The sequence below is a fragment of the Ktedonobacter sp. SOSP1-85 genome (assembly GCF_016587415.1).
Classification (GTDB): Bacteria; Chloroflexota; Ktedonobacteria; order Ktedonobacterales; family Ktedonobacteraceae; genus Ktedonobacter.
On the sequence record NZ_BNJI01000003.1, the window covers coordinates 1,784,345 to 1,804,011 of the forward strand.

The 19,667-nt window shown below is 52.0% G+C and carries 18 protein-coding genes; 5 read left to right on the top strand and 13 right to left on the bottom strand.

Annotated elements, in window-relative coordinates; all coding sequences use genetic code 11:
• Positions 1 to 39: 39 nt before the first annotated feature.
• From KTE_RS45725 to KTE_RS45745, 5 genes are all read right to left on the bottom strand, one after another.
• Positions 40 to 1,926: an ABC transporter ATP-binding protein gene (locus KTE_RS45725; protein ID WP_236601027.1), complete on the bottom strand. Its 1,887-nt coding sequence runs from the start codon at positions 1,924 to 1,926 to the stop codon at positions 40 to 42.
• Positions 1,923 to 3,650, bottom strand: a complete 1,728-nt coding sequence (locus tag KTE_RS45730; protein ID WP_201394039.1) for an ABC transporter ATP-binding protein — start codon at positions 3,648 to 3,650, stop codon at positions 1,923 to 1,925. The genes KTE_RS45725 and KTE_RS45730 overlap by 4 nt, the downstream gene beginning before the upstream one ends.
• Positions 3,647 to 4,150: a MarR family winged helix-turn-helix transcriptional regulator gene (locus KTE_RS45735; protein WP_201394041.1), complete on the bottom strand. Its 504-nt coding sequence runs from the start codon at positions 4,148 to 4,150 to the stop codon at positions 3,647 to 3,649. Before KTE_RS45735 ends, KTE_RS45730 begins: the two co-directional genes overlap by 4 nt.
• A 415-nt stretch (positions 4,151 to 4,565) precedes the next feature.
• Positions 4,566 to 5,672, bottom strand: coding sequence for a sialidase family protein (locus KTE_RS45740; protein ID WP_201394043.1), 1,107 nt, complete (start codon positions 5,670 to 5,672; stop codon positions 4,566 to 4,568).
• A gap of 40 nt (positions 5,673 to 5,712) precedes the next feature.
• Positions 5,713 to 5,991, bottom strand: coding sequence for a MoaD/ThiS family protein (locus KTE_RS45745; protein ID WP_201393206.1), 279 nt, complete (start codon positions 5,989 to 5,991; stop codon positions 5,713 to 5,715).
• An 871-nt stretch (positions 5,992 to 6,862) separates the two neighbouring features.
• On the opposite strand from KTE_RS45745, the gene ilvA reads away from it, so the two are divergent.
• Positions 6,863 to 8,212: a threonine ammonia-lyase gene (ilvA, locus tag KTE_RS45750; protein ID WP_201394044.1), complete on the top strand. Its 1,350-nt coding sequence runs from the start codon at positions 6,863 to 6,865 to the stop codon at positions 8,210 to 8,212.
• A gap of 80 nt (positions 8,213 to 8,292) precedes the next feature.
• Here the strand turns inward: ilvA and KTE_RS45755 are convergent, their stop codons facing one another.
• The 5 genes from KTE_RS45755 to KTE_RS45775 form a co-directional block, all read right to left on the bottom strand.
• Positions 8,293 to 9,813 carry an FAD-dependent oxidoreductase gene (locus KTE_RS45755; RefSeq protein ID WP_201394045.1) on the bottom strand — a complete coding sequence of 507 codons (1,521 nt, stop codon included), beginning with the start codon at positions 9,811 to 9,813 and terminating at the stop codon, positions 8,293 to 8,295.
• The gene (locus KTE_RS45760; RefSeq protein ID WP_201394046.1) at positions 9,810 to 10,553 is read right to left on the bottom strand and encodes an FAD:protein FMN transferase; all 744 of its coding nucleotides are present in this window, start codon (positions 10,551 to 10,553) and stop codon (positions 9,810 to 9,812) included. Before KTE_RS45760 ends, KTE_RS45755 begins: the two co-directional genes overlap by 4 nt.
• 2 nt (positions 10,554 to 10,555) lie before the next feature.
• Positions 10,556 to 11,023: an FMN-binding protein gene (locus tag KTE_RS45765; RefSeq protein WP_201394047.1), complete on the bottom strand. Its 468-nt coding sequence runs from the start codon at positions 11,021 to 11,023 to the stop codon at positions 10,556 to 10,558.
• Positions 11,024 to 11,302: 279 nt separating this feature from the next.
• Complete coding sequence (locus KTE_RS45770) at positions 11,303 to 11,755, bottom strand: thioredoxin family protein (protein WP_201394048.1); 453 nt, start codon at positions 11,753 to 11,755, stop codon at positions 11,303 to 11,305.
• 6 nt (positions 11,756 to 11,761) lie between these two features.
• Positions 11,762 to 12,259, bottom strand: a complete 498-nt coding sequence (locus KTE_RS45775; RefSeq protein ID WP_201394049.1) for a DUF4395 domain-containing protein — start codon at positions 12,257 to 12,259, stop codon at positions 11,762 to 11,764.
• Positions 12,260 to 12,926: 667 nt separating this feature from the next.
• On the opposite strand from KTE_RS45775, the gene thrS reads away from it, so the two are divergent.
• Positions 12,927 to 14,801 carry a threonine--tRNA ligase gene (gene thrS / locus KTE_RS45780; protein ID WP_201394050.1) on the top strand — a complete coding sequence of 625 codons (1,875 nt, stop codon included), beginning with the start codon at positions 12,927 to 12,929 and terminating at the stop codon, positions 14,799 to 14,801.
• Positions 14,802 to 14,925: 124 nt separating this feature from the next.
• The gene (locus KTE_RS45785; protein WP_201394052.1) at positions 14,926 to 15,435 is read left to right on the top strand and encodes a MaoC family dehydratase; all 510 of its coding nucleotides are present in this window, start codon (positions 14,926 to 14,928) and stop codon (positions 15,433 to 15,435) included.
• Here KTE_RS45785 and KTE_RS45790 read toward each other — a convergent pair.
• Both KTE_RS45790 and KTE_RS45795 read right to left on the bottom strand, forming a co-directional pair.
• Complete coding sequence (locus KTE_RS45790) at positions 15,432 to 15,995, bottom strand: GNAT family N-acetyltransferase (protein ID WP_201394054.1); 564 nt, start codon at positions 15,993 to 15,995, stop codon at positions 15,432 to 15,434. The genes KTE_RS45785 and KTE_RS45790 overlap by 4 nt on opposite strands.
• 124 nt (positions 15,996 to 16,119) lie before the next feature.
• Positions 16,120 to 16,989, bottom strand: a complete 870-nt coding sequence (locus tag KTE_RS45795; protein ID WP_201394056.1) for a GNAT family N-acetyltransferase — start codon at positions 16,987 to 16,989, stop codon at positions 16,120 to 16,122.
• A gap of 537 nt (positions 16,990 to 17,526) precedes the next feature.
• On the opposite strand from KTE_RS45795, the gene KTE_RS45800 reads away from it, so the two are divergent.
• Positions 17,527 to 17,736 (top strand): hypothetical protein, encoded by a 210-nt coding sequence (locus KTE_RS45800; RefSeq protein ID WP_201394058.1) that lies wholly within the window; start codon positions 17,527 to 17,529, stop codon positions 17,734 to 17,736.
• 8 nt (positions 17,737 to 17,744) lie between these two features.
• On the opposite strand, the gene KTE_RS45805 is transcribed toward KTE_RS45800, so the two are convergent.
• Complete coding sequence (locus KTE_RS45805; protein ID WP_201394060.1) at positions 17,745 to 18,863, bottom strand: AI-2E family transporter; 1,119 nt, start codon at positions 18,861 to 18,863, stop codon at positions 17,745 to 17,747.
• 239 nt (positions 18,864 to 19,102) lie between these two features.
• On the opposite strand from KTE_RS45805, the gene KTE_RS45810 reads away from it, so the two are divergent.
• The gene (locus tag KTE_RS45810) at positions 19,103 to 19,621 is read left to right on the top strand and encodes a DUF1269 domain-containing protein (protein ID WP_201394062.1); all 519 of its coding nucleotides are present in this window, start codon (positions 19,103 to 19,105) and stop codon (positions 19,619 to 19,621) included.
• Positions 19,622 to 19,667 lie beyond the last annotated feature (46 nt).

The following is a 19,667-nucleotide window of genomic DNA, read 5'->3' on the forward strand; positions in this document are numbered from 1 at the left end:
GGGCAAGCCTGCCCTCCGCTCCCTCTTTTCTGTTTCAAACTACACTGCTTCGCTGATAGGTACCTGGCTGAACTGGCTGTTGTGGAGATCGGCGTAGAAGCCTTTCTTCGCCAGCAGTTCCTCATGGGTGCCCTGCTCAATGATCGTGCCGTGATTCATGACCAGGATCAGGTCGGCATCGCGAATCGTAGAGAGACGGTGCGCGATGACGAAGCTGGTGCGGCCCTTCATCAGCTCTGCCATGGCTCGCTGAATCTGGATCTCGGTACGAGTGTCGACGCTACTGGTGGCCTCGTCCAGGATCAGGATCTCGGGATCAGCCAGGAAGGCGCGTGCGATGGTAAGCAACTGCTTCTGACCCTGCGAGATGTTGCTGGCCTCTTCATTAAGGATCGTGCTATAGCCCTCGGGCAGGGTGCGGATAAAGTGGTCGGCGTAGGCCGCTTTGGCCGAGCGCACGATCTCTTCCTCCGTGGCTCCCTCGTGTCCATAGGCAATATTGTCGCGAATGGTACCGTTGAAGAGCCAGGTATCCTGGAGCACCATACCGAAGGTACGACGCAGGTCGCCGCGCTTCAGCTGCGTGATATCCACGCCATCGACCAGGATGCTGCCGCCGTTGACCTCGTAGAAGCGCATCAGCAGGTTGACGAGGGTCGTCTTGCCTGCGCCCGTGGGGCCAACGATGGCGATCATCTGTCCGGGTTCGACATGGATATTCATGTCCTCCATCAGGATCGCGTCCTCTTTGTAGCCGAAGCGTACATGCTGGAACTCGACCGCGCCCTGGCGCTCTTCGATAGTCGCGGCAGGCACGGCTTCAGGAATTTCCTCTGGCTCATCCAGAAGCTCAAAGATGCGTTCGGCTGAGGCCATAGTGGACTGAATCACGTTGGCGAAGTTCGCCAGCTGGGTGATAGGCATGGTAAACTGCTGGGCATACTGGATAAAGGCCTGGACGTCACCGATGGTGATACCCTTCTGTGTGACCATAATGCCGCCAATCACGGCTACAAAGGCGTAACCGAGGTTGCCAATCGAGCGCATGAGAGGCATGATCATGCCTGACATAAACTGCGCCTTCCAGCCAGCCTCGTAGAGCTCTTCGTTCAGCTTGGTGAACTGGTTCAGAGACTCGTTCTCGTAACCAAAGGCCTTGACGATTTTATGGCCTGAATACATCTCCTCGACGTGACCGTTGAGGTGCCCCAGCGAGCGCTGTTGATTGCGGAAGTATGTTTGCGAGCGCTTGGCGATACCCACTGTCACGAGCAGGCTCAAGGGAAGCGTGACCAGGACAATCAGGCTCAGCAGCCAGCTAATGGAGAACATCAGAATAATGACACCTACCAGGGTAACTGAAGAGGTGATGACCTGCGTCACACTCTGCTGGAGCGTTGTGCTGATATTATCCATGTCGTTGACGGCGCGGCTGAGAATCTCGCCATGCGTACGACCATCAAAGAATTTCAAGGGCAGGCGTGAGAGCTTCTCTTCCACATCGCGGCGCAGGTTATAGACGGTCTTCTGCGCGACAGTGGCCATGATGTACTGCTGAATATAGGTAAAGATGGCGCTGACCACATAGAGACCGAGCAGCAGCAAGAGCACCTGCGCGATATAGGTGAAGTCAATGCCAGGAGCAGGCTGATGCCTTAGAAATGCCTGGTATTTCGCGATCAGGCCATCAAAGAGCTTGGTTGTGGCCAGACCCAGAATTTTTGGTCCGACAATATTGAAGACCGTACCGATGATGGCTGCGCCCAGGATCACCAGTAAGCGGATTTTATAGGGTGCGAAGTAACCGAGCAGGCGGTTAAATGTCTTTTTAAAGTCCTTAGGTTTCTCTACCGGTCGGCCCATGGCCCCCATTGGGCCGCCACCCATGCCTCCACCGGGGCGCTGTCCGTTGCGTACCTGGCTCATGCTATTTCCTCCAGAGCGAGCTGGGAAGTGACGATTTCGCGATAGACCTCAGAGCTCTCCATCAGCTCTTTATGGGTTCCAATACCAACCATGTGACCCTCATCCAGGACGATGATCTGATCGGCGTCCATGACGGTGCTGACGCGCTGGGCCACGATGATGACCGTTGACTCCTGGGTCTCCTGCTTGAGCGCGGCGCGCAGCCGGGCATCGGTCTTGAAGTCCAGGGCTGAGAAGCTGTCATCAAAGATGTAGATCTCGGGTCGACGGACCAGGGCGCGGGCGATTGAGAGACGCTGCTTCTGGCCACCAGAGACGTTGGTACCACCCTGGGCGATGGCTGAAGCAAAGCCGTCCTTCATCTCGCCAATAAAGTCGCTGGCCTGGGCGACCTGGGCGGCGTGACGAATCTCTTCATCCGTGGCGTCGCGCTTGCCAAAGCGAATATTCTCGTTAATGGTACCGGAGAAGAGGATGGCCTTCTGTGGCACAAAGCCGATCTTCTCGCGCAGGTGTTCCTGGGGCATCTCACGCACATCGACACCATCGACAAGCAGGTTACCGCTATCAATATCGTAGAAGCGCGGAACCAGGTTGACCAGGGTTGACTTACCAGAGCCGGTACCGCCAATAATCGCCGTGACCTGGCCGGGCTTTGCGCTAAAGGAGATGCGAGAGAGCGCAGGCTCTTCCGCGCCAGGATAGCTGAAGGTCACATCCTGGAACTCGACGTAGCCCTTCTGCTCGTTCGCCAGGCGCACCTGCTCGGCATCGTTGATCTCCGGCTCGATAGCCAGGACCTCATTGATGCGGTCAGCCGAGGCCGCGGCGCGTGGCACCATGACGAACATCATCGAGACCATCAGCATGGCGAAGAGAATCTGCATCGCATACTGCAAGAAGGCGATAAGCGCGCCGACCTGCATCTGCCCATTATCGATACGAATGGCGCCGAACCAGAGAATAGCCACGCTGGAGACGTTTAGCACCAGCATCATGACAGGCATCAAGAAGGCCATGATCCGGTTGACCCTGATCGAGACGTCCATCAGGTCAAGGTTGGCATCATCGAAGCGCTTCTCCTCGTACTTCACACGGTCAAAGGCGCGAATGACGCGCACGCCGGTCAGCCCCTCATCAACGACCAGGTTGATTTTATCCAACTTCTTCTGCACCATCTGGAAGAGCGGAATGGCCCGCGTCATGATCAGGAGAATGGTTCCAACCAGAATCGGAATCACGACCAGGAGAATCCAGGAAAGGCCCGCATCCTGTTGTAGGGCCAGGATAACGCCACCGATGGCCATCATCGGAGCCGTCACCATCATACCCAGGATCATGACGTAAACCTGCTGCACCTGGGTTGTATCGTTGGTGGTGCGTGTAATCAGCGACGCCGTGCTGACGGTACTGAACTCATGTAGCGAGAACTTGGCCGCGCGCGTAAAAATGTTGCTGCGAACGATTTTTCCATAGCCGGTCGCGACCCTGGAGGAGAAGAAGCTGCCAATAATAGCACAGATTGTTCCACCAAGGGTGATCAGTAGCATCAAGCCGCCGATGCGCCAGATGTAGTCTGTATCGCCCTTGGCGATACCATTGTCCACGATATCCGCCATAAGAGTTGGTAGATACAGGTTAGCCATAGATTGAGCAAAAGCAAGGATCAGGATGAGAACGATGGCCAATCTAAACGGTTTCATAAACCGTAGCAATTTAATCATGCCTCTTCTCCCTTCCATGGAAAGAAGTAACCATTAGTGTCCCTCTCATTAAAGTATTGGAATGCTTTTATTAATAAGTCCGCAAGTTGATTACTCTGTTGATCTCCCAGGTACTCGCTCAGGTTTTGAAAAGTCTCGAACAAGACATTTTCGGCCTTATGCGCAAGTTGTTCTCCATGTTCTGTTAACGCGATACCTACGGCACGCCTATCTGTCGGGTCGGTATGGCGTTCAACCAGGCCATTGGCTTCGAGGCTATTCAGCAATTGCGTGATCGTTGGAGAGGTCACATGCATATGCTTACTGATCTCTGAGACCTTAATTGGGCGACCATTGCCCTGCACTCCATGCCGGATCGCGAATAACACTCCCACCTCGCTGGGTTTGCACCCGGTAAAGTTTTGATGCAGTTCGCTACGGTGGAATTGCATAAAGGTCTTGTTGAACTGCATCAGTGACTGCGCGAGCTTCCTTGCTGTCGCATTGGTGTCTGAATCCATAAGAGGTTATCCGCCTTTGAAGGTGCTGCTAAAAGATTGGAAACTAATTTATTAGGAAACCTATCTATTAGTTTAATATAGATATATCGTATTGTCAATACGTGCATAGCCGAAGGCAGACTATAGGAGGCGTGCCTTCTCTCTTTGTATCTTCGCACTTGCGGTGCTTAGGGGGTAAGGTTGCGTGTTGCCTGCTGCGGACATGCGTCCACAGCAGGCAGCACGCAATACCACTCTTAATTTATTCGTAACAGGTTAGAATTCTACGTGCCTGATGTTTGATAGCCTCGATAAGCTCAGGAGGGGAGGCAATGATTGCATGCACCTCCATTATTTCTTCTCACACTCCGTTAAAGCCGGGGCAATCCCATTTCTGCCTATGGGATGAGTAGCAGGATAAGGATGACTTCTCTTGTTATAGCAAGACTGTGGCTGTAACAGAGTAGATGGGGGGCAGAAAATCAGCGATCAACTGCCAGTTGTCTCCACGGTCATTGCTGGCAAACAACTGACCCGTTTTGGTGCCAGCATAGACACCACAGGGATTCAGGCTGTCAGTGCAGAGGGCATGTCGCAGGACTCCCATTCGCACACCTTGCCCCTCAGGCAAACCATGGGTCTGAGGAGTCCACTGCTCTCCAGCATTCTCTGTGCGATACACAGTGAAATGTGTTCCGCTGTTATGTCGGCCCTGGGGATCTTCCACAACGACGAAGAGGGTTTCGGGATGGTGTGGATCAAGGGCAATAGGGAAGCCAAACTCCGATGGCAAGTTGTGCTGGATATCGATCCAATCTTCCCCAGCATTAAGGCTTTTATAGATACCACAGTGATTCTGCTGATAGAGGACATCTGGTTGGGTAGGATGCTGGACCAGGCGGTGAATGCATTGCCCAAACTCAGGATAAGGGTCGGGAAGGAAACCGGCACGCGTATTTTTATTTGCGAAGACCCAGCTTCTTCCACCGTCATCTGTGCGCATGCAGCCAACAGCGGAGATACCTATCCACATGCGCGAGGGCCGTGTGGGGTCGGCAATAATGGTATGCAGGCAGAGCCCGCCAGCACCAGGTCCCCATTGTGAGCGGCTGGGATGAGACAAGAGAGCGGGATTGGGTTCCCAGGTTTCACCTCGATCAGTACTCATCCAAAGGCTGGCTGGATCTACGCCAGCATAGACCACATCAGGCTCCGATGCACGACCGGGTACAATAGTCCAGATATTCTGTAGTTTCAAATCGCTCTGAGGTGGAAACTGGATACCTTGCCTGGGCTCTTGCCAGCTCTGGCCAAAATCATCACTGTAACGTATGAACGAGCCGAAAAAATCGCCATTCTCGGCGGCAAAGAGACGACAACCGTTACGTTGATCGAAGATAGCCGAAAAGATGCGCCCTTTGCTCAGGGAGGTTGCTTCAATATTCCACGTCACGCGATCCTGGGAGGTCAGCAGAAATAATCCACACTTCGTGCCCAGTCCGACAATAACAGTCCCTGCGGGGTACTTATGATGATGCGTCATGAATAGCTCCTTTTTGAGAAAGGTTGTTTGAATGTTCGTATTAACCACCCGCTACCGATTGTAAAATGCGGATACGTGCTCCAGCGGGTACCGGTGTATCAAGACCTTGTAAGAAGCGAATATTTTCTTTTTCCAGAAAGATATTGACATAGGGGCGTAGCTCACCTGTTTCATAACAGAGGTTGAACTGCATCCCGGGAGCACGCTGCTCCAGCGCTTCGATGACTTCGCGAATCGTGTGACCTATAACCGTTATGGAGGAATGGTTGTTGATTTTTGCACGAAGCACAGATGGGAAGATGACTGTGACGGAAGACATATCTGCTCACCTCTCTTTATAGGCGCGTGGCAAGAAAACCACGAGGTCTTCAGCCTGGTGGATGAATCGCCGGACCGCCCCCTGTTCTTTTGAACAAAAGACGATCCATTGACTCAAAAAGCTCTGCCCGAAGGCAGGTGGTGCGTATCCCTTCGCTCTGACCACGAAGGGAATCCGGCTTCATCTCGACAAGGTTCAAAAGGCTTTTTACGCCGAGAGCACCGGCCCTTACCTCAAGCCTACTTAACTCTCAGCGACAGAGCAGCGGTCTGATGCGTCAACCGCAGGTGTCATGACCTATCGAACGGAGCTCCCATTTCTGGGGCTGAGTCTGGTGAACTCAGACTTCCGAAGAAGTTACTGAACCAAGTCTTCAGTGACTTCCGAAGAAGCCACTGCGTCTTCAGCTCAGTGGTAGTTCACCACTAAAGATGTCCATAATAAGTATCACCTCTTACCAACAAAAAAACTTCTCCTATCTTGCTCATTTTTTGAGAATGGCCTCACCAAGTTGGCAATACCAAATGATAAGGCAAAAGCTTACCTCTCACGTATCTCTTGAAATATACTCGCCATTGATGATAATTGTGTGATGATGTACGAGAGTATACCATTCACGTGTTCTGCATATATTTGTTTTAGATAAATACGAAGTAAATCCTGGAAAAGTATAGTCACTAAATTCTGGCGTAGAAGGTCCAATACTGCTAGAATACATCAGAGGAAGAGGCAGCCAGGCCTCGTAAGAGCGTATAGGCCTCTTCATTGTCTATCTCGTCCTCAAGGAAGAGCGAGAGGAAGCCTGGAAGAAAAGATTCTACCCATCACGCTCTCCACAAGTATAATCTCCATGGAGGAGTTATCAACATCTATGTCTGCTACGGAAAACTCAACATCGAAAGATACAAATGCTTTATCTCTCAATGCCCAAATAGCGCCAGTCTCTGAAGAAACGCGTGAAGCCTATCGGGCGCCTGTCGCCTTCGCCGATATCTGGCAGGCGAACCAGTATCTCTTCCCCCTTATCGAGCACACTCCCCTGGTCTATTCGCGGGACTTAAGCGCCCTGACTGGTGCGAAGATACACCTGAAATTTGAACAGATGCAGCGTGGTGGATCATTTAAGGTTCGTGGCGCGACATATAAGATGTCGCGACTCTCGGAGGAGCAGCGCAAGGCGGGTGTGATCACGGCCTCGGCGGGAAACCACGCGCAGGGAGTGGCTATCGCCGCCGCCTCATACGGTATTCCTTGCACGATTGTCGTCCCCGAGAATGCCTCACTAACCAAGGTCACGGCGACCCAGAGTTATGGCGCGAAGGTTGTCCTGGCTGGAGCGACCTATGATGACGCCGTCCAGCACTGTGTGGAGATGCAGAAAGAGCTTGGCGCGACCGGCCCTACCTATATACCCGCCTTTGACGACATCGACGTGGTTACGGGCCAGGGTACACTGGGTCTGGAGATGCTGAACGAGGTGCCCAGCGCGGATGCCATCGTCGTTCCCATTGGGGGTGGTGGCCTGATCGCTGGTATCGCCATCGCGGCGCGCGCCATGAAGCCCTCGATCAAGATTATCGGCGTTGAAGCTGATGGCGCTGCCAGCATGCGCGCCTCAATTCGTGCGGGCAAGCTGATAACCCTGCCCGCCCTGGCGACCATTGCCGATGGTATTGCTATCAAGCAGCCTGGCAAAGTGACCTTCCCCATCATCCAGCACCTTGTGGATGATGTTGTGCTGGTTACAGATGAGCAGATTATTCATGCTGCCCTGTTTCTGATGGAGAAGCACAAGATTCTGGTAGAGGGCGCGGGCGCCTCCGCCGTTGCGGCCCTTATGAGCGGTACGCTGCAACTGCCAGACAAAGAAGTGCTCATTCCCTTGACGGGAGGAAATATCGACACTAATCTGCTGGGACGTTTCGCTGAACATGGACTCATCAATGCCAACCGCCATTTTGCCCTACGCGCCAGTTTCCCTGATCGGCCGGGAGAACTGGCGCGCATGCTGAACATTATCGCGGCCATGCGCGTCAATATCATCGATGTCCATTACCAGCATGTCTCCGCCCAGTTGCCTTTTATGCAGCATGAGGCGATGATCACGTTGGAGACGAGGAACCGCGCCCAGTGCGAAGAGCTATTGCAGGTCTTGCGCGCCGCGGGCTTCGCCGTAGAAGAGGCCCAGGCTATTCAGCCGGTAGCTCTGCCAAATAGCTAAAATAATCCTTCAATGTTGCGAGAAGCAGAGAACCCGTTCACGCTATAACGTGAACGGGTTCTCTGCTTCTCACAAAGCAACTATACGAGGCCGGGAAAGAAATCCTTTTTGATGTGACCGCTTTTAACCTGCATATTTTTCAGGATGTGCTCCTGCGCTCTCACCATATCGGGTGGCCCAGACAGATAGAAGAGGCGCTCTTGAAAATCAGGGACCGCTCTCGCCAGGGTCTCTTCATTGATTCTGCCAACTAATCCCGGCCAGTTGGGTGGAACAGCAGTAACATCGGTCAATGTGTAGAAGGTTTTGACACCCAGCTTTGCTGTAGCTGCGCTTAGGACATCCTTGTAGACAATTTCGTCTGCTCTCTTGTTGATATAAAACAGGATAATATCGCGCCCCTGTTGTGTATCAAGCAGGTACTTTAGCATACTTCGAAAAGGCGTGATGCCGATGCCACCCGCGATAAAAACAAGTTTCTGCTGGGGCTGTGGTGGCAGGGTAAAATCGCCGGCCACCTGGGCGCCGATCAGCTTTGCGCTTCCATCTATGCTTGCCATCGCCTGTTTGAAGCTGCTTCCCTGCTCATAAAAGCGCACGCCCAGGTGAACCTCACCCTCGGTGGGAGATGAAGCCAGGGTAAAGTAGCGGCGATTGCCTCGGCTGTCGGCGTGAGGATGCGCGAGCGTGAACTCCATGTATTGTCCGGGGAGAAAGACAAGCTTTTGCGAAGGCTTGAAGACAAAATCAATCGTGTTCGGTGCGAGCTTAAGTTTTTTCTTTATGCGTAAAATGACTTTCTGTTTGGGGCTAACCAGGTAAGAGAAGATGTTGCCCAGGACGAGTGCCAGTTCGGGTGTTGAATAAATGGGGCCGATGTGAATCTGAGGGATAAAGAGGATGCCGGTAAGCACAGCATAGAGCCTTCGCAATTGCTTTGTTGGAGGCGCGGTCAGCGGTTCGGTGAGCATGATACAGGCGAAGAAAAAGAGCGGTGATTGCAGCAGCAAGTGGCTGAGTTCTACAAAGACCAACTGCCTCTGGACTAGGGTAATAGCCAGAGTACTTACGATTACAGTGGCACAAAAGCTCACGACCATATCTACCTGGCGTAGCTTGCGAGCTAATAGTAGCCCACCTATGAGCACCAATGGCGTCATACTGGCTGTGCCGACCCACCAGCTAGCGGACTGTCCGAGCACCAGCGATGTGATCACAACCGCGATGGAGGCGGGATTGAAGAGATGGTTTTTGCGTATAGCCAGGATATATTTTGAGCATATCGCTATAATTGCTGCCCAGCCAAGGAACGCATAGGCAGTTGGTGACTGAGCGGGATCAATGATGATAGCCAGAATAAGCGCCGTGATCGCAGAGGATTCGATATTTGCTGGAACATTAAAGAAGCGCTCCATAATGACACTCATTGCCCAGCAGATGACGAGCAAGAACGCGGTTGAGGCAAGTAGCGCCAGGGGAGAGAATGGCAGAACCTTGATATAGGCCAGAATGATTGCCAGGCCAATAAAGCCCAGTAGGACATACAGCACCAGGCGATACATGGTTATGCGATCTAAGTAGTAATCTATTTTATTCATCATTGGTGGAGTACATACCTTTCAAGGCCGCTCGTAAGCGTTGCTCGCTTGTGTGCATCAATCATATAGCCTTCAAAACCTGCCAATTTCTCAATAAACTGGATGCCCTTCCTACCCATGGCAAATGCCGCGGTCGCGAAGCGATCAGCCTCATACACATCTGGTCCAATAACAGTCATACTAACGATATCTGACAGTGGCTCATCGGCATTGTGCGGATTATAAATGTGTTGTCCGCGAATGGCGGTTCCTGAGGTCGCGATTCCCTGGTTTGTGAGGACCAGTACTTTGACATGCTCATACCGATTGAAGGGATTGCGAATTCCGACGCGCCATGGTTGCCCATTTTTCTTTCCAGCTACTTGAATATCGCCACCAGCATCGATATAGAAATTCTGAAAGCCCCAAGTTTTAAGCATATCGGCGGCATTACGAATTGCCCAGCCTTTGACAATGCCAGAGGGATCATACGCTCCGTTATGCTGAATATCGAAGTAGCCACTGGTCTCTTTTTTTGTCTGTGCGCTTAAAGCGAAAATCTCGCGCATCTCCTCGCTAGCGTGTGTCAGAAGAAGCTCGCCCCGGTTAATCTTAGAGATCTCGCTCTCAGGCTTATAGGTGCTAAAGATGTTATCTACGGCCACAAAGTAGGTGAACACTGTATTCAGGTCAGCCTGTGTGGCACTTGCATCTAGTATGGCGATAGTAATGGGCATGCCCATAATCAGACGTGTTTCTTCCATAGTTATGCTTTCGCCTGAGAGAGGGCCGTTGTGAGCGATTGCATAAACGCCTCGCTGGAATCAGTTGCTCCGCTGACGATGTCAACATTGGCGTTCTGGGCCTGGATGGCCTCGTTAGTAAGAATGGGATCGGCATAGTTATTGATGATCACAGAGCGATTCCGCTCATTGGGAAATTGGAGAAACTGCACATCCGTAATCTTGCCATTTTGAATGATGGCCTTGACCTGGATATTGCCCCAGTGCGCGTCTTCAACATCACCTGTAAAAGAGCCATCTTTATACTGCGCACCATTTGTGCTTGTGGTGGTAGATGCAGGTGTCGTCCCGGTGGAGGAAGGGCTATCATTTCCAGCCACACCTATCGAATATCTTGTCTGATTGGGTAACAGAGCTATCGCCTGGTTATACGTGAAACTGTACAAAATAAAGATCCCGATAATAAAGACCGCAATCGTAAGCTTCTTCATTGTCTGCCGCTTCCTTCCAGCGAAATTGTAAATTCATATAGAGAAGCATGGATATTATGAGAATGCTGATGATAATAGTATAGCTTCAAGTCGCCGAGACTATAGTATCGTAAAAGTATGAAAAAAGCGGTAGAGATTTGTAAAAAATCCCTCAAGACTGGGGCTGGCGTTCTGGCGAGGCATAAATGCGAAGAGGTGTATGTAGAATAGGATGAGAGAGGTGTGCTTATTACTATTATACAAGCGAGCCTGCTCTCATCCTGGTTAGCATAGAGGTGATCAGGCAATAGATATTCCTATAGCCAGAAGATCGTCAACTTGCTTGAGCAGGCGTGGTGTAGGCGTAAAACCATAATTAACGGCGTAAGCTTTTCCGCTTGCGTCTAGAACGACGGTACTGGGGACGGTCAGTACATGATAGGTTTGGGTAAGCTCATGCTCGCTGGTGGCGTCTACTTCTACCACCGAGACCTGTTCTCCCCGTGCTGCCAGGAGACGCTGGAGCGCTGGAGCTTGGAGTTGATGGCACTGGTGGCAATCAGGGCTACTAAAGGCCAGAATACGGACAGGGGTCATGCTCTTTTCACCGACCGGTGTTTGCGGAAGGAGAGGTGCAGCATGCAGTGCTCTCTCCCGTTGTGCCGCTACAAAGCGTTTACCTACCCAGACCAGGAGCCAGGCACCGATGCCTACAAGCAAGAGGATAACCAGGCGTAGTGTAATGTCAGACATATTTCTCTATACCCCTCGCCAGTGGAAGCTACCTTCATAGCGCACGCGAGGGAGGATACCCCAGCGGCCCAGGTGATAATAGACGAAGCATCCCATACAGAAGCCGACCGTTAGATTAATGCCAGCCAGGACCAGGACGATCAAATCGAAAATCCAGCCAAGCAGACTCAGGTGCGTTAAGAAGAGAAAGCTACTTGAGAGCAAGAGGAACACCGCACCGATGCCCTGAGCAAAACGATGGGGGGCAGGATCATCCTCGACGACACGCGGCTTGAGCAGGCCCAGCGGTATAACTACTCCCTGGTAGAGCAGGCGATAAGGGCTGGTAGAGGGCGAGACCGCACTCCAGGCCATGATGATGGTTGCAATCAGCACTAGCACAGGAAGATTAAAGAGGAAGGCTAGAGCCGTAAGAAGCACTGTGCTGCCCTGAGAAAATTTGCCAAAATTGGTGTCAACACGTGGAGCGCTTGTGGATGTTGGCGCCGAAGGAAGAGTAGCCATGAACGCATCCTCCAGAAGGAAAACGGCTTCGACGAAGCCGTATGAGCCTATATATGTAGGCGGTGAAAAATGTATACTAAATAGATCAACAATATAAAGTATTGTGCTGTATTATAGAGTTTTGTAAGGAAGAATGTCAAGCTTAAGGGCGCCTGCGTACTCTTGCATTTTCTCGCGACTATGGTATAATCGTAGCCGTAAGGCAGGCACTGCTTGAGACAATGTCATCGTCTTCCCGCGTTTTCAGAGAGGGACAATCCTGGCTGTAATTTGTCCTATGCGCACACGATGGATACCACTCAAGAAGCCATCTCTTCCTGTAAAGTGAAGAGCGGGAGGCCCCCGTTAGCGGGCTTTAAGGCTGGTTCCATTTGAAAGATTGTATAGCGAACCAGTGAACGTGGGTGGAACCACGGAAGAGTGACTCTTTCGTCCCTGTATTGAGGGAGAAAGAGTTTTTTTGTTGGAAGGAACGCGCTATGAGACAGGGCTCTCAGCAGCAGGAGGATCGAAACTGCCGACTCACCGTCGGCAGTGGGACTTATCTATAGCCACACGTTTTTGATAGTCCTCTCGCGCTGGTATATAAAAGCAGAGAGTTGACGATTGCAATAAGTAACGCATTCATTGGCATACAATAAACACAACAAAGATAGAGGAATAGAGAATGAGCACGTCTCTTGCAGCAGAGAAAGAACAGGCGCAGCAGGACCTGGATCGTATGCGCCACTCAACGGCGCACTTGATGGCCGCCGCCGTCCAGTTGCTCTGGCCCGAGGCCAAATTTGGCGTGGGTCCCGCAATTAAGAATGGTTTCTACTACGATATCGAGCTTCCCGAGGCTTTGACGCCCAAGGACCTGGGACGCATCGAACAGAAGATGCGCGAGCTCAAGAATAAAAAGCTGGGCTATGACCGTATCGAGGTTGGCATCGATGAAGCCATCGAAGAGATGAGCAAACGCAATCAGCCCTACAAAGTAGAACTCTTGAATTTACTCAAAGAGCGCGGTAGCACGGCGGTTGTGCAGGAAACGGGCGACGCCGAGGCCATAGGCTTGAGCGAGGGCCAGGAGGGAAGCACGGTCGTCTCCTTCTATCAGACGGGCCACTTCCTGGATCTCTGCCGTGGACCGCATGTCGAGGATACGACGCACATCGGCGTCTTTAAGCTCATGAGCATTGCGGGCGCATACTGGCGTGGCAATGAGAATAATCCGCAGCTCCAGCGACTCTATGGCACGGCCTTCAATACGAAAGAGGAACTGGATCACTACCTCTGGCTGCTCGAAGAGTCGAAGAAGCGCGATCATCGCAGACTGGGTCAGGAGCTAGATCTGTTTACGTTCTCTGACCTGGTGGGTGGCGGCCTGCCCCTCTTTACGCCCAAAGGAACGCTGGTGCGCGACCTGCTGGAAGAGTTTGTGCAGTCCTTGCAGGAACCCCTGGGTTACCAGCGTGTGCATATCCCGCACATCACGAAGAACGACCTCTACAAGACGTCGGGGCACTGGGAGAAATTCCAGGAGGACATCTTCCGTGTGAGCGGCAAGAGTGGCGAAGACTTCTGCATGAAGCCCATGAACTGCCCGCACCATACGCAGATCTATGCCAGCCGCATGCGCAGCTACCGCGAGCTGCCCATTCGCCTGAGCGAGGTCACGACGGTCTATCGCGACGAGTTGCCGGGAACGTTGCATGGTCTCTCGCGTGTACGCGCGATCACGCAGGACGACGCACATGTCTTCTGTACGCCTGACCAGGTGCAGGAAGAGGTGCTGCGCATCTACTCGATCATCGAGAACTTCTACAAACCTTTTGGTATGACGCTCGCGGTGCGCCTCTCGCTCTGGGACGAGGAGCATCCTGAGAAATACCTGGGCACGCCCGAACTCTGGAATAGCGCCCAGGAGCAGTTGCGCGCCGTCCTGCGCATGAAGGGCATCGAATGGGTAGAAGAAGTGGGCGAGGCTGCGTTCTATGGTCCTAAGATCGACTTCACGGCCCTGGATGCCCTTGAGCGCACGTGGCAGCTCGCGACGATTCAGCTCGACTTTAACCTGCCTGAGCGCTTCAACCTGGAGTACATGGGACCTGATGGTCATGCCGCGCGCCCAGTCATGTTGCACCGCGCCGTGCTGGGTTCCGTTGAGCGCTTTATGTCGGTCTTGATCGAGCATTACGCGGGTGCCTTCCCCACGTGGCTCTCACCAGTGCAGGCCATGATCATTCCCATCGCGGATCGCCATCTCGACTACGCCTACCAGGTGAAACAGTCCCTGCTGGATGTGCGTCTCTCCTCAGCGCGCGAGTCGATTCGCGTAGAGGTTGACGAGGCGCGTGAATCCATGCAGAAGAAGATCCGCAACGCGCAGCTGCAGAAGGTCCCGTACATGCTCGTTCTTGGTGATAAAGAGGCCGAGAACGGCGAGGTCAACGTACGCCATCGTAGCGGCGTCAACCTGGGCACGCTCTCGGTAAGCGCTATTGCCGAGCGTATCAAGCAGGAAATTCTCACGCGCAACGATCTCCCACGCGAGTAGCTCGCCAGGTTGCCAACCAGTAAAGGGTGTATGCATGGAAAACAGCAAAGCCGTTTTCCATGCATACACCCTTTACTTCCTGAGCGCCGCAGACTCGAAGACTCTTTTGAGAAAGGACTTACTCATGGCAACAAAAGAAGGCTGGCGTGGTCGCTTTTTTGAGGACTTTGAGATAGGCGATATCTACCAGCATCCGCTTGGAAGAACCGTGACCACGACGGACAACATGTGGTTCTCCTTGCTGACTCAGAACACGGCTCCTATTCACTTTGATCACTACTACGCGGCACAGACAACATTTGGCAAGCCGCTTGTTGATTCGACTTTTACCCTGGCACTTGTGACAGGCCAGAGCGTGACGGATATCTCGCAGAACGTCTTTGCCAACCTGGGCTGGGATGAAGTTCGCCTGCCACATCCTGTATTTGAGGGCGATACCATCTACTCACAGTCAGAGGTGCTGGAGAAGCGTGAATCGCGCTCACGTCCGGATGTTGGGATTATCGCCGTAAAGACCACGGGCTATAATCAGGATGGTAAGGTTGTAATTACCTTTAAGCGCACCCTGATGGTCTACAAACGTGGGCGGGCACCGGAGATACCGCGCCTGGCGCCCGAAAGTGGAGATGTTTAGCGCTCCTCTCTCCAATCGCTTGCTAGCATGCCATAAATAGCCATATCAACGAAGTGGTCACCTAGTCGCTGGGCCTGACGAATTGTGCCTTCGTGGAGAAATCCCAGGCGTTCCGCAACGGCGCGACTGCGCTTATTAGCAGTCGCGCAGTGAATCTCGACCTTGTTTAAGGCATACTCATGGAAGGCATAGGCAATAAGAGCACGGCTGGCCCTGGTCACAAGTCCCTTGCCCTGCATAGAGGTATCGACCCAATACCCGATCTCGACCTTGCTATCCTCTCTATCAAGATCATTGAGTCCCAGCGCACCTACAAGCTGATCCTGATACCAGAGACCGAATTGAGCGCCTTTGCCATCAGCAAACTGGCGCAATTTGTACTGGAGAAAGCTCTGCGTCTGCTCAAGAGAATTTTCATATGCTGCCCAGGGCATCCAGACTGCCAGAGCCTCTCTGTTGCGATTGGTCAGATCATTGTAGACCTGCGCATGATGAAGCTCGAGCAGGCGAAGTTGGATATCGCTATCTACAGCGATATGTAGTGTGGGCTGAGAAGACATTAGATAGAATCCTTTCAATTAGTAAACTTGAGCTTGATCATAGGAGGAAACTTCCTATAGCCTAAAGAACTTAGAGGCAGCCAGAAACTAGATACATAAGAGATGGAAAATTTGTTGATTAAAATCATAGCTGCAGTTGGTAGTAGTGGTCAACGCGTGTCTGCTGAAAGCCGCAGGATTGATAGAGGCTAAGGGCATGGCTATTCTCTGTTTCCACATCGAGGCCGATACGTTGCCAGCCTTCAGCCAGTAGCATCTCGACCGTCATAGTGAGAACCTGGCGCCCCAGGCCCTTTCCCTGGAACGATGGAAGGATACCGAAGGCGGTAATATCTACCTGTCCATCTCCCTCTGCGACTGTGCTGATGCAGCCTACCGCCTCACCGGAGTCTAGGGTAACTAGAAAGAAACGGCGCGCGGGTTTAAGAATAGCTTTTGCCACCCACGGAGCGACCTCCTCTTCGGTATCGCCAAAGGCCTGAATGGAAATCCCACTTACCTGCGCGGCTTGAGCAGGAGTCGCCTGGCGCAGGGTGAGGTCATCACGCCACACCGCTGATCGCTTAATGTCAGTAGTAGCCAGTTCCATATGGTACTCTGAAAGGATATAGGTTCCTCCAGCAGCATGAATAAAGGCCTTGCCAGCCTCCCATCCACCCACGCCAATAATGGTCAATTCTTCTTTGGCCTGCTCTCGACAGTAGTTTTTGATCGCGTCTAACAGGCGCCGCCCTACACCCTGGCGACGATATGCAGGATGGATCGCGCCAATAACCTCAATGGTCCACTCGCCAAAGAGAAAAGCGACCCCAATAAGCTGCCCTCCTCTGTAGTAGAGAAAGCCATTGCCAGGCTCATGCGTCAGGTTATCTACATTGACTGCCAAAGGCAGGCCATCATGCTGAGCACAGAGATCCAGCAAAGCCTTAACGTCGGCATGATCTGCTGGAGTGATCTCAGCTTTAATTACATCTTGTGCTTGGTGCTGTGTCATAAAAGTATGTTTCCTCTTCTCAAAAGCTGATCTTTTACTTTCAAGTATTTTTGGGCATGCAGCGACCCGGAGAATGTCAGGAAGAAGGTTTGTGTAGAGAGGATGTGCTAAATAAGGCTAAAGCTGCATAGCTGAATGCCTTTTATAGAAGTGCTTCCGCGAGGAACAAAGGTGATGAGACATGCCGGGTTATCAGATGTGGATAAACGAATATTAGGAATGTCTGTCAGGTGGGTATTACTTAGGCTCTTGTCGCGGAAAGGTTGCACAACCTCGTATAGCAGAATGTGTTTTTCATGAATTGTGCCCCTTTCTTTTATCTGAAAACGCCTTGAGCTTGCTCATAATAGCATATTGCCGGGCTTTTTACAACAAAATTGTAGCAGATTTTGGCTTGTAAGCTTGTCTCAAAGGAGATCTTGCCAGACCTGATACCGATCAGGTAGGATAAGGTTGTGCTTGGAGACGCCAGGCGTGATCAGTTTAGGCGAGAAGCCGCTCTGAACAAGATAATATCGAGGAAGAGAGCAAGTGAGCATGAAAAATAGCAGTGTTGATAGCAAATCCTCAAGAGAGACATATATTCAGGATCAGCAAAGATATAGTGTGGGCGAACTGCTGGCGCTTACGGTTCCCCTGGCATCAGTGGTCGCATCAATAGCCTGGGCTACGGCAACATACTTCATCGTGCGTGAGGTACAGCGAGCACACGTCGAGATTGCACGTATAGAGGCAGAGAGAAAGTAGCCTCTCATTTAAGTCTCCTTTGGGGTTTCAGGAGAAAATTCTTCGGGATGGGTGGCGCGCCAGTTTGTCCAATAGGCCTGGACCAGAGCCTGGCAGAGACCGGCTACGGGTGCCGCCAGAACCGCGCCGATAATTCCGAAGAGGCTGCTACCTATGAGCAAGGCAAAGATAGAGATGATAGGGTGCAGGCCGATAGCATGTCCCAGGATACGAGGAGCCAGGATTTGTCCCTCTAGGACACCGTTGATAATTGTCACAAAGATCGCCATGATCAGTGCCGTATGCCAGCCGTTCGCGAGGGCAAAAAGCACGCCAATCGTACCCGAAATGTACGCCCCAATAATGGGTACAAACTCAAAGACAAAGACGATGATTGACAACAGGATGATAAAGGGGACACCAATAAACGAGGCCCCAACCGCAGTAATCAACGTAATAATGAGGGCCAATATGATCTGCCCTCGGACATAGCCTCCAAACGAGCGTTCAAGCGTATCGATAAAGAAGTTTATCTTTGCTTTGAAGCGCTGCGGCGTGTTTTGCCTGAACCAGTGTACAGCCCGTGATCCATCGATTAAGAAGTACAGACAGAATGAGGTTAAGATAATGGCGTTGATGATGATCGCGAACAGGTTGCTGATAAAGGGAAGAATATTAAAGACGGCGCCCTGTAGATAGCCCGCAACCTGCTGGAGCGCGCTTACTAATTGCTGTGGAGAGGAGCCGATCTGGGTCAGAAAGTGAAAGATCGGCTGGAGCTGCTTCTGAAAGGTGGGATGCTGCACAAATGTCTGTAACGAAGTTATAAGGGAGGCGAGCTGCTGGATGGCTGCGAGTATCACAAAATACAGGAGAGAAACCAGGAGTAGCAGCAGTGCCAGAAAGACCACGGCAATCGCCAGGGGTCGGGGCAACACACGCTCCAGGATTTTCACCAGGGGATGAATGATATAGGCGATAAGCCCCGCAAGCGTGAGCAAGATGATGGGACCCGCGATAAGGCCAATAAAGCGCGCAAGAATACCAACTATAACCAGCCAGGTTAAGAGCGTCACTGAAACGAAGAATCGTTTGCGCCAGAGATCGATAGTTGTTGCCTCGCTCTCTGAAGAAACACGCATAGGCATTGCGGAATCGCTCCTTACTGAGGAAAGCTCCAGCCTTTATGGTAAACGTTTACGTTGGGATACTTCTATTGTACTGCCTTACCAAACAGGCTCCCTACCTGTGTTGAAGAGATCACTCCAAAGGGGCAGGAGAAATACTCCTAATATGTGATGGCATATGGGGAGATGCTCATTATAGTGGAGAAGGTAGAGGGAATATCCTCTACCTTAAAAAGCGACACACAAGGAGATAAAGCGCTATGCAAGCCCCAGCAGGAGGTTCCAAGGAAAATCTTTTCGTGCTCAAGTTTATTGATGAAGCAACTGCCCAGCGTATGCTTGATGTCATAACCCAACTACAGGCCCAGAAGTTAATTAAATGTGATGATGCCGCTCTGGTCACGCGCAGAGCCGATGGGCGTCCCAAGATCCGCCAGGCGCACAACCTGGTGGGCGCGGGAGCGATGGGAGGCGCCTTCTGGGGACTGCTGGTTGGTATGCTCTTTCTTAATCCATTGGCTGGTATGGCGATAGGAGCCGGGGTGGGTGCCCTCTCCGGCAAAATGACCGATATCGGCATTGACGATAATTTTATTAAGCAGGTCGCCAACGCGATTCAACCTGGAGAGGCCGCACTCTTCCTGCTTACACGCGAGGCGGTCATGGACAAGATCATACCTCAGATTAAAGATATCCAGTTCCAGGTCATCCAGACCTCACTTTCAAGCCAGGACGAGGCCCAACTGCGCGAAATGCTCGGCTCAGCCCTCGCTCAGTAAAGAGTCAGGTGCAACAAGAAGCGCGAGGCTATTGACCTCGCGCTTC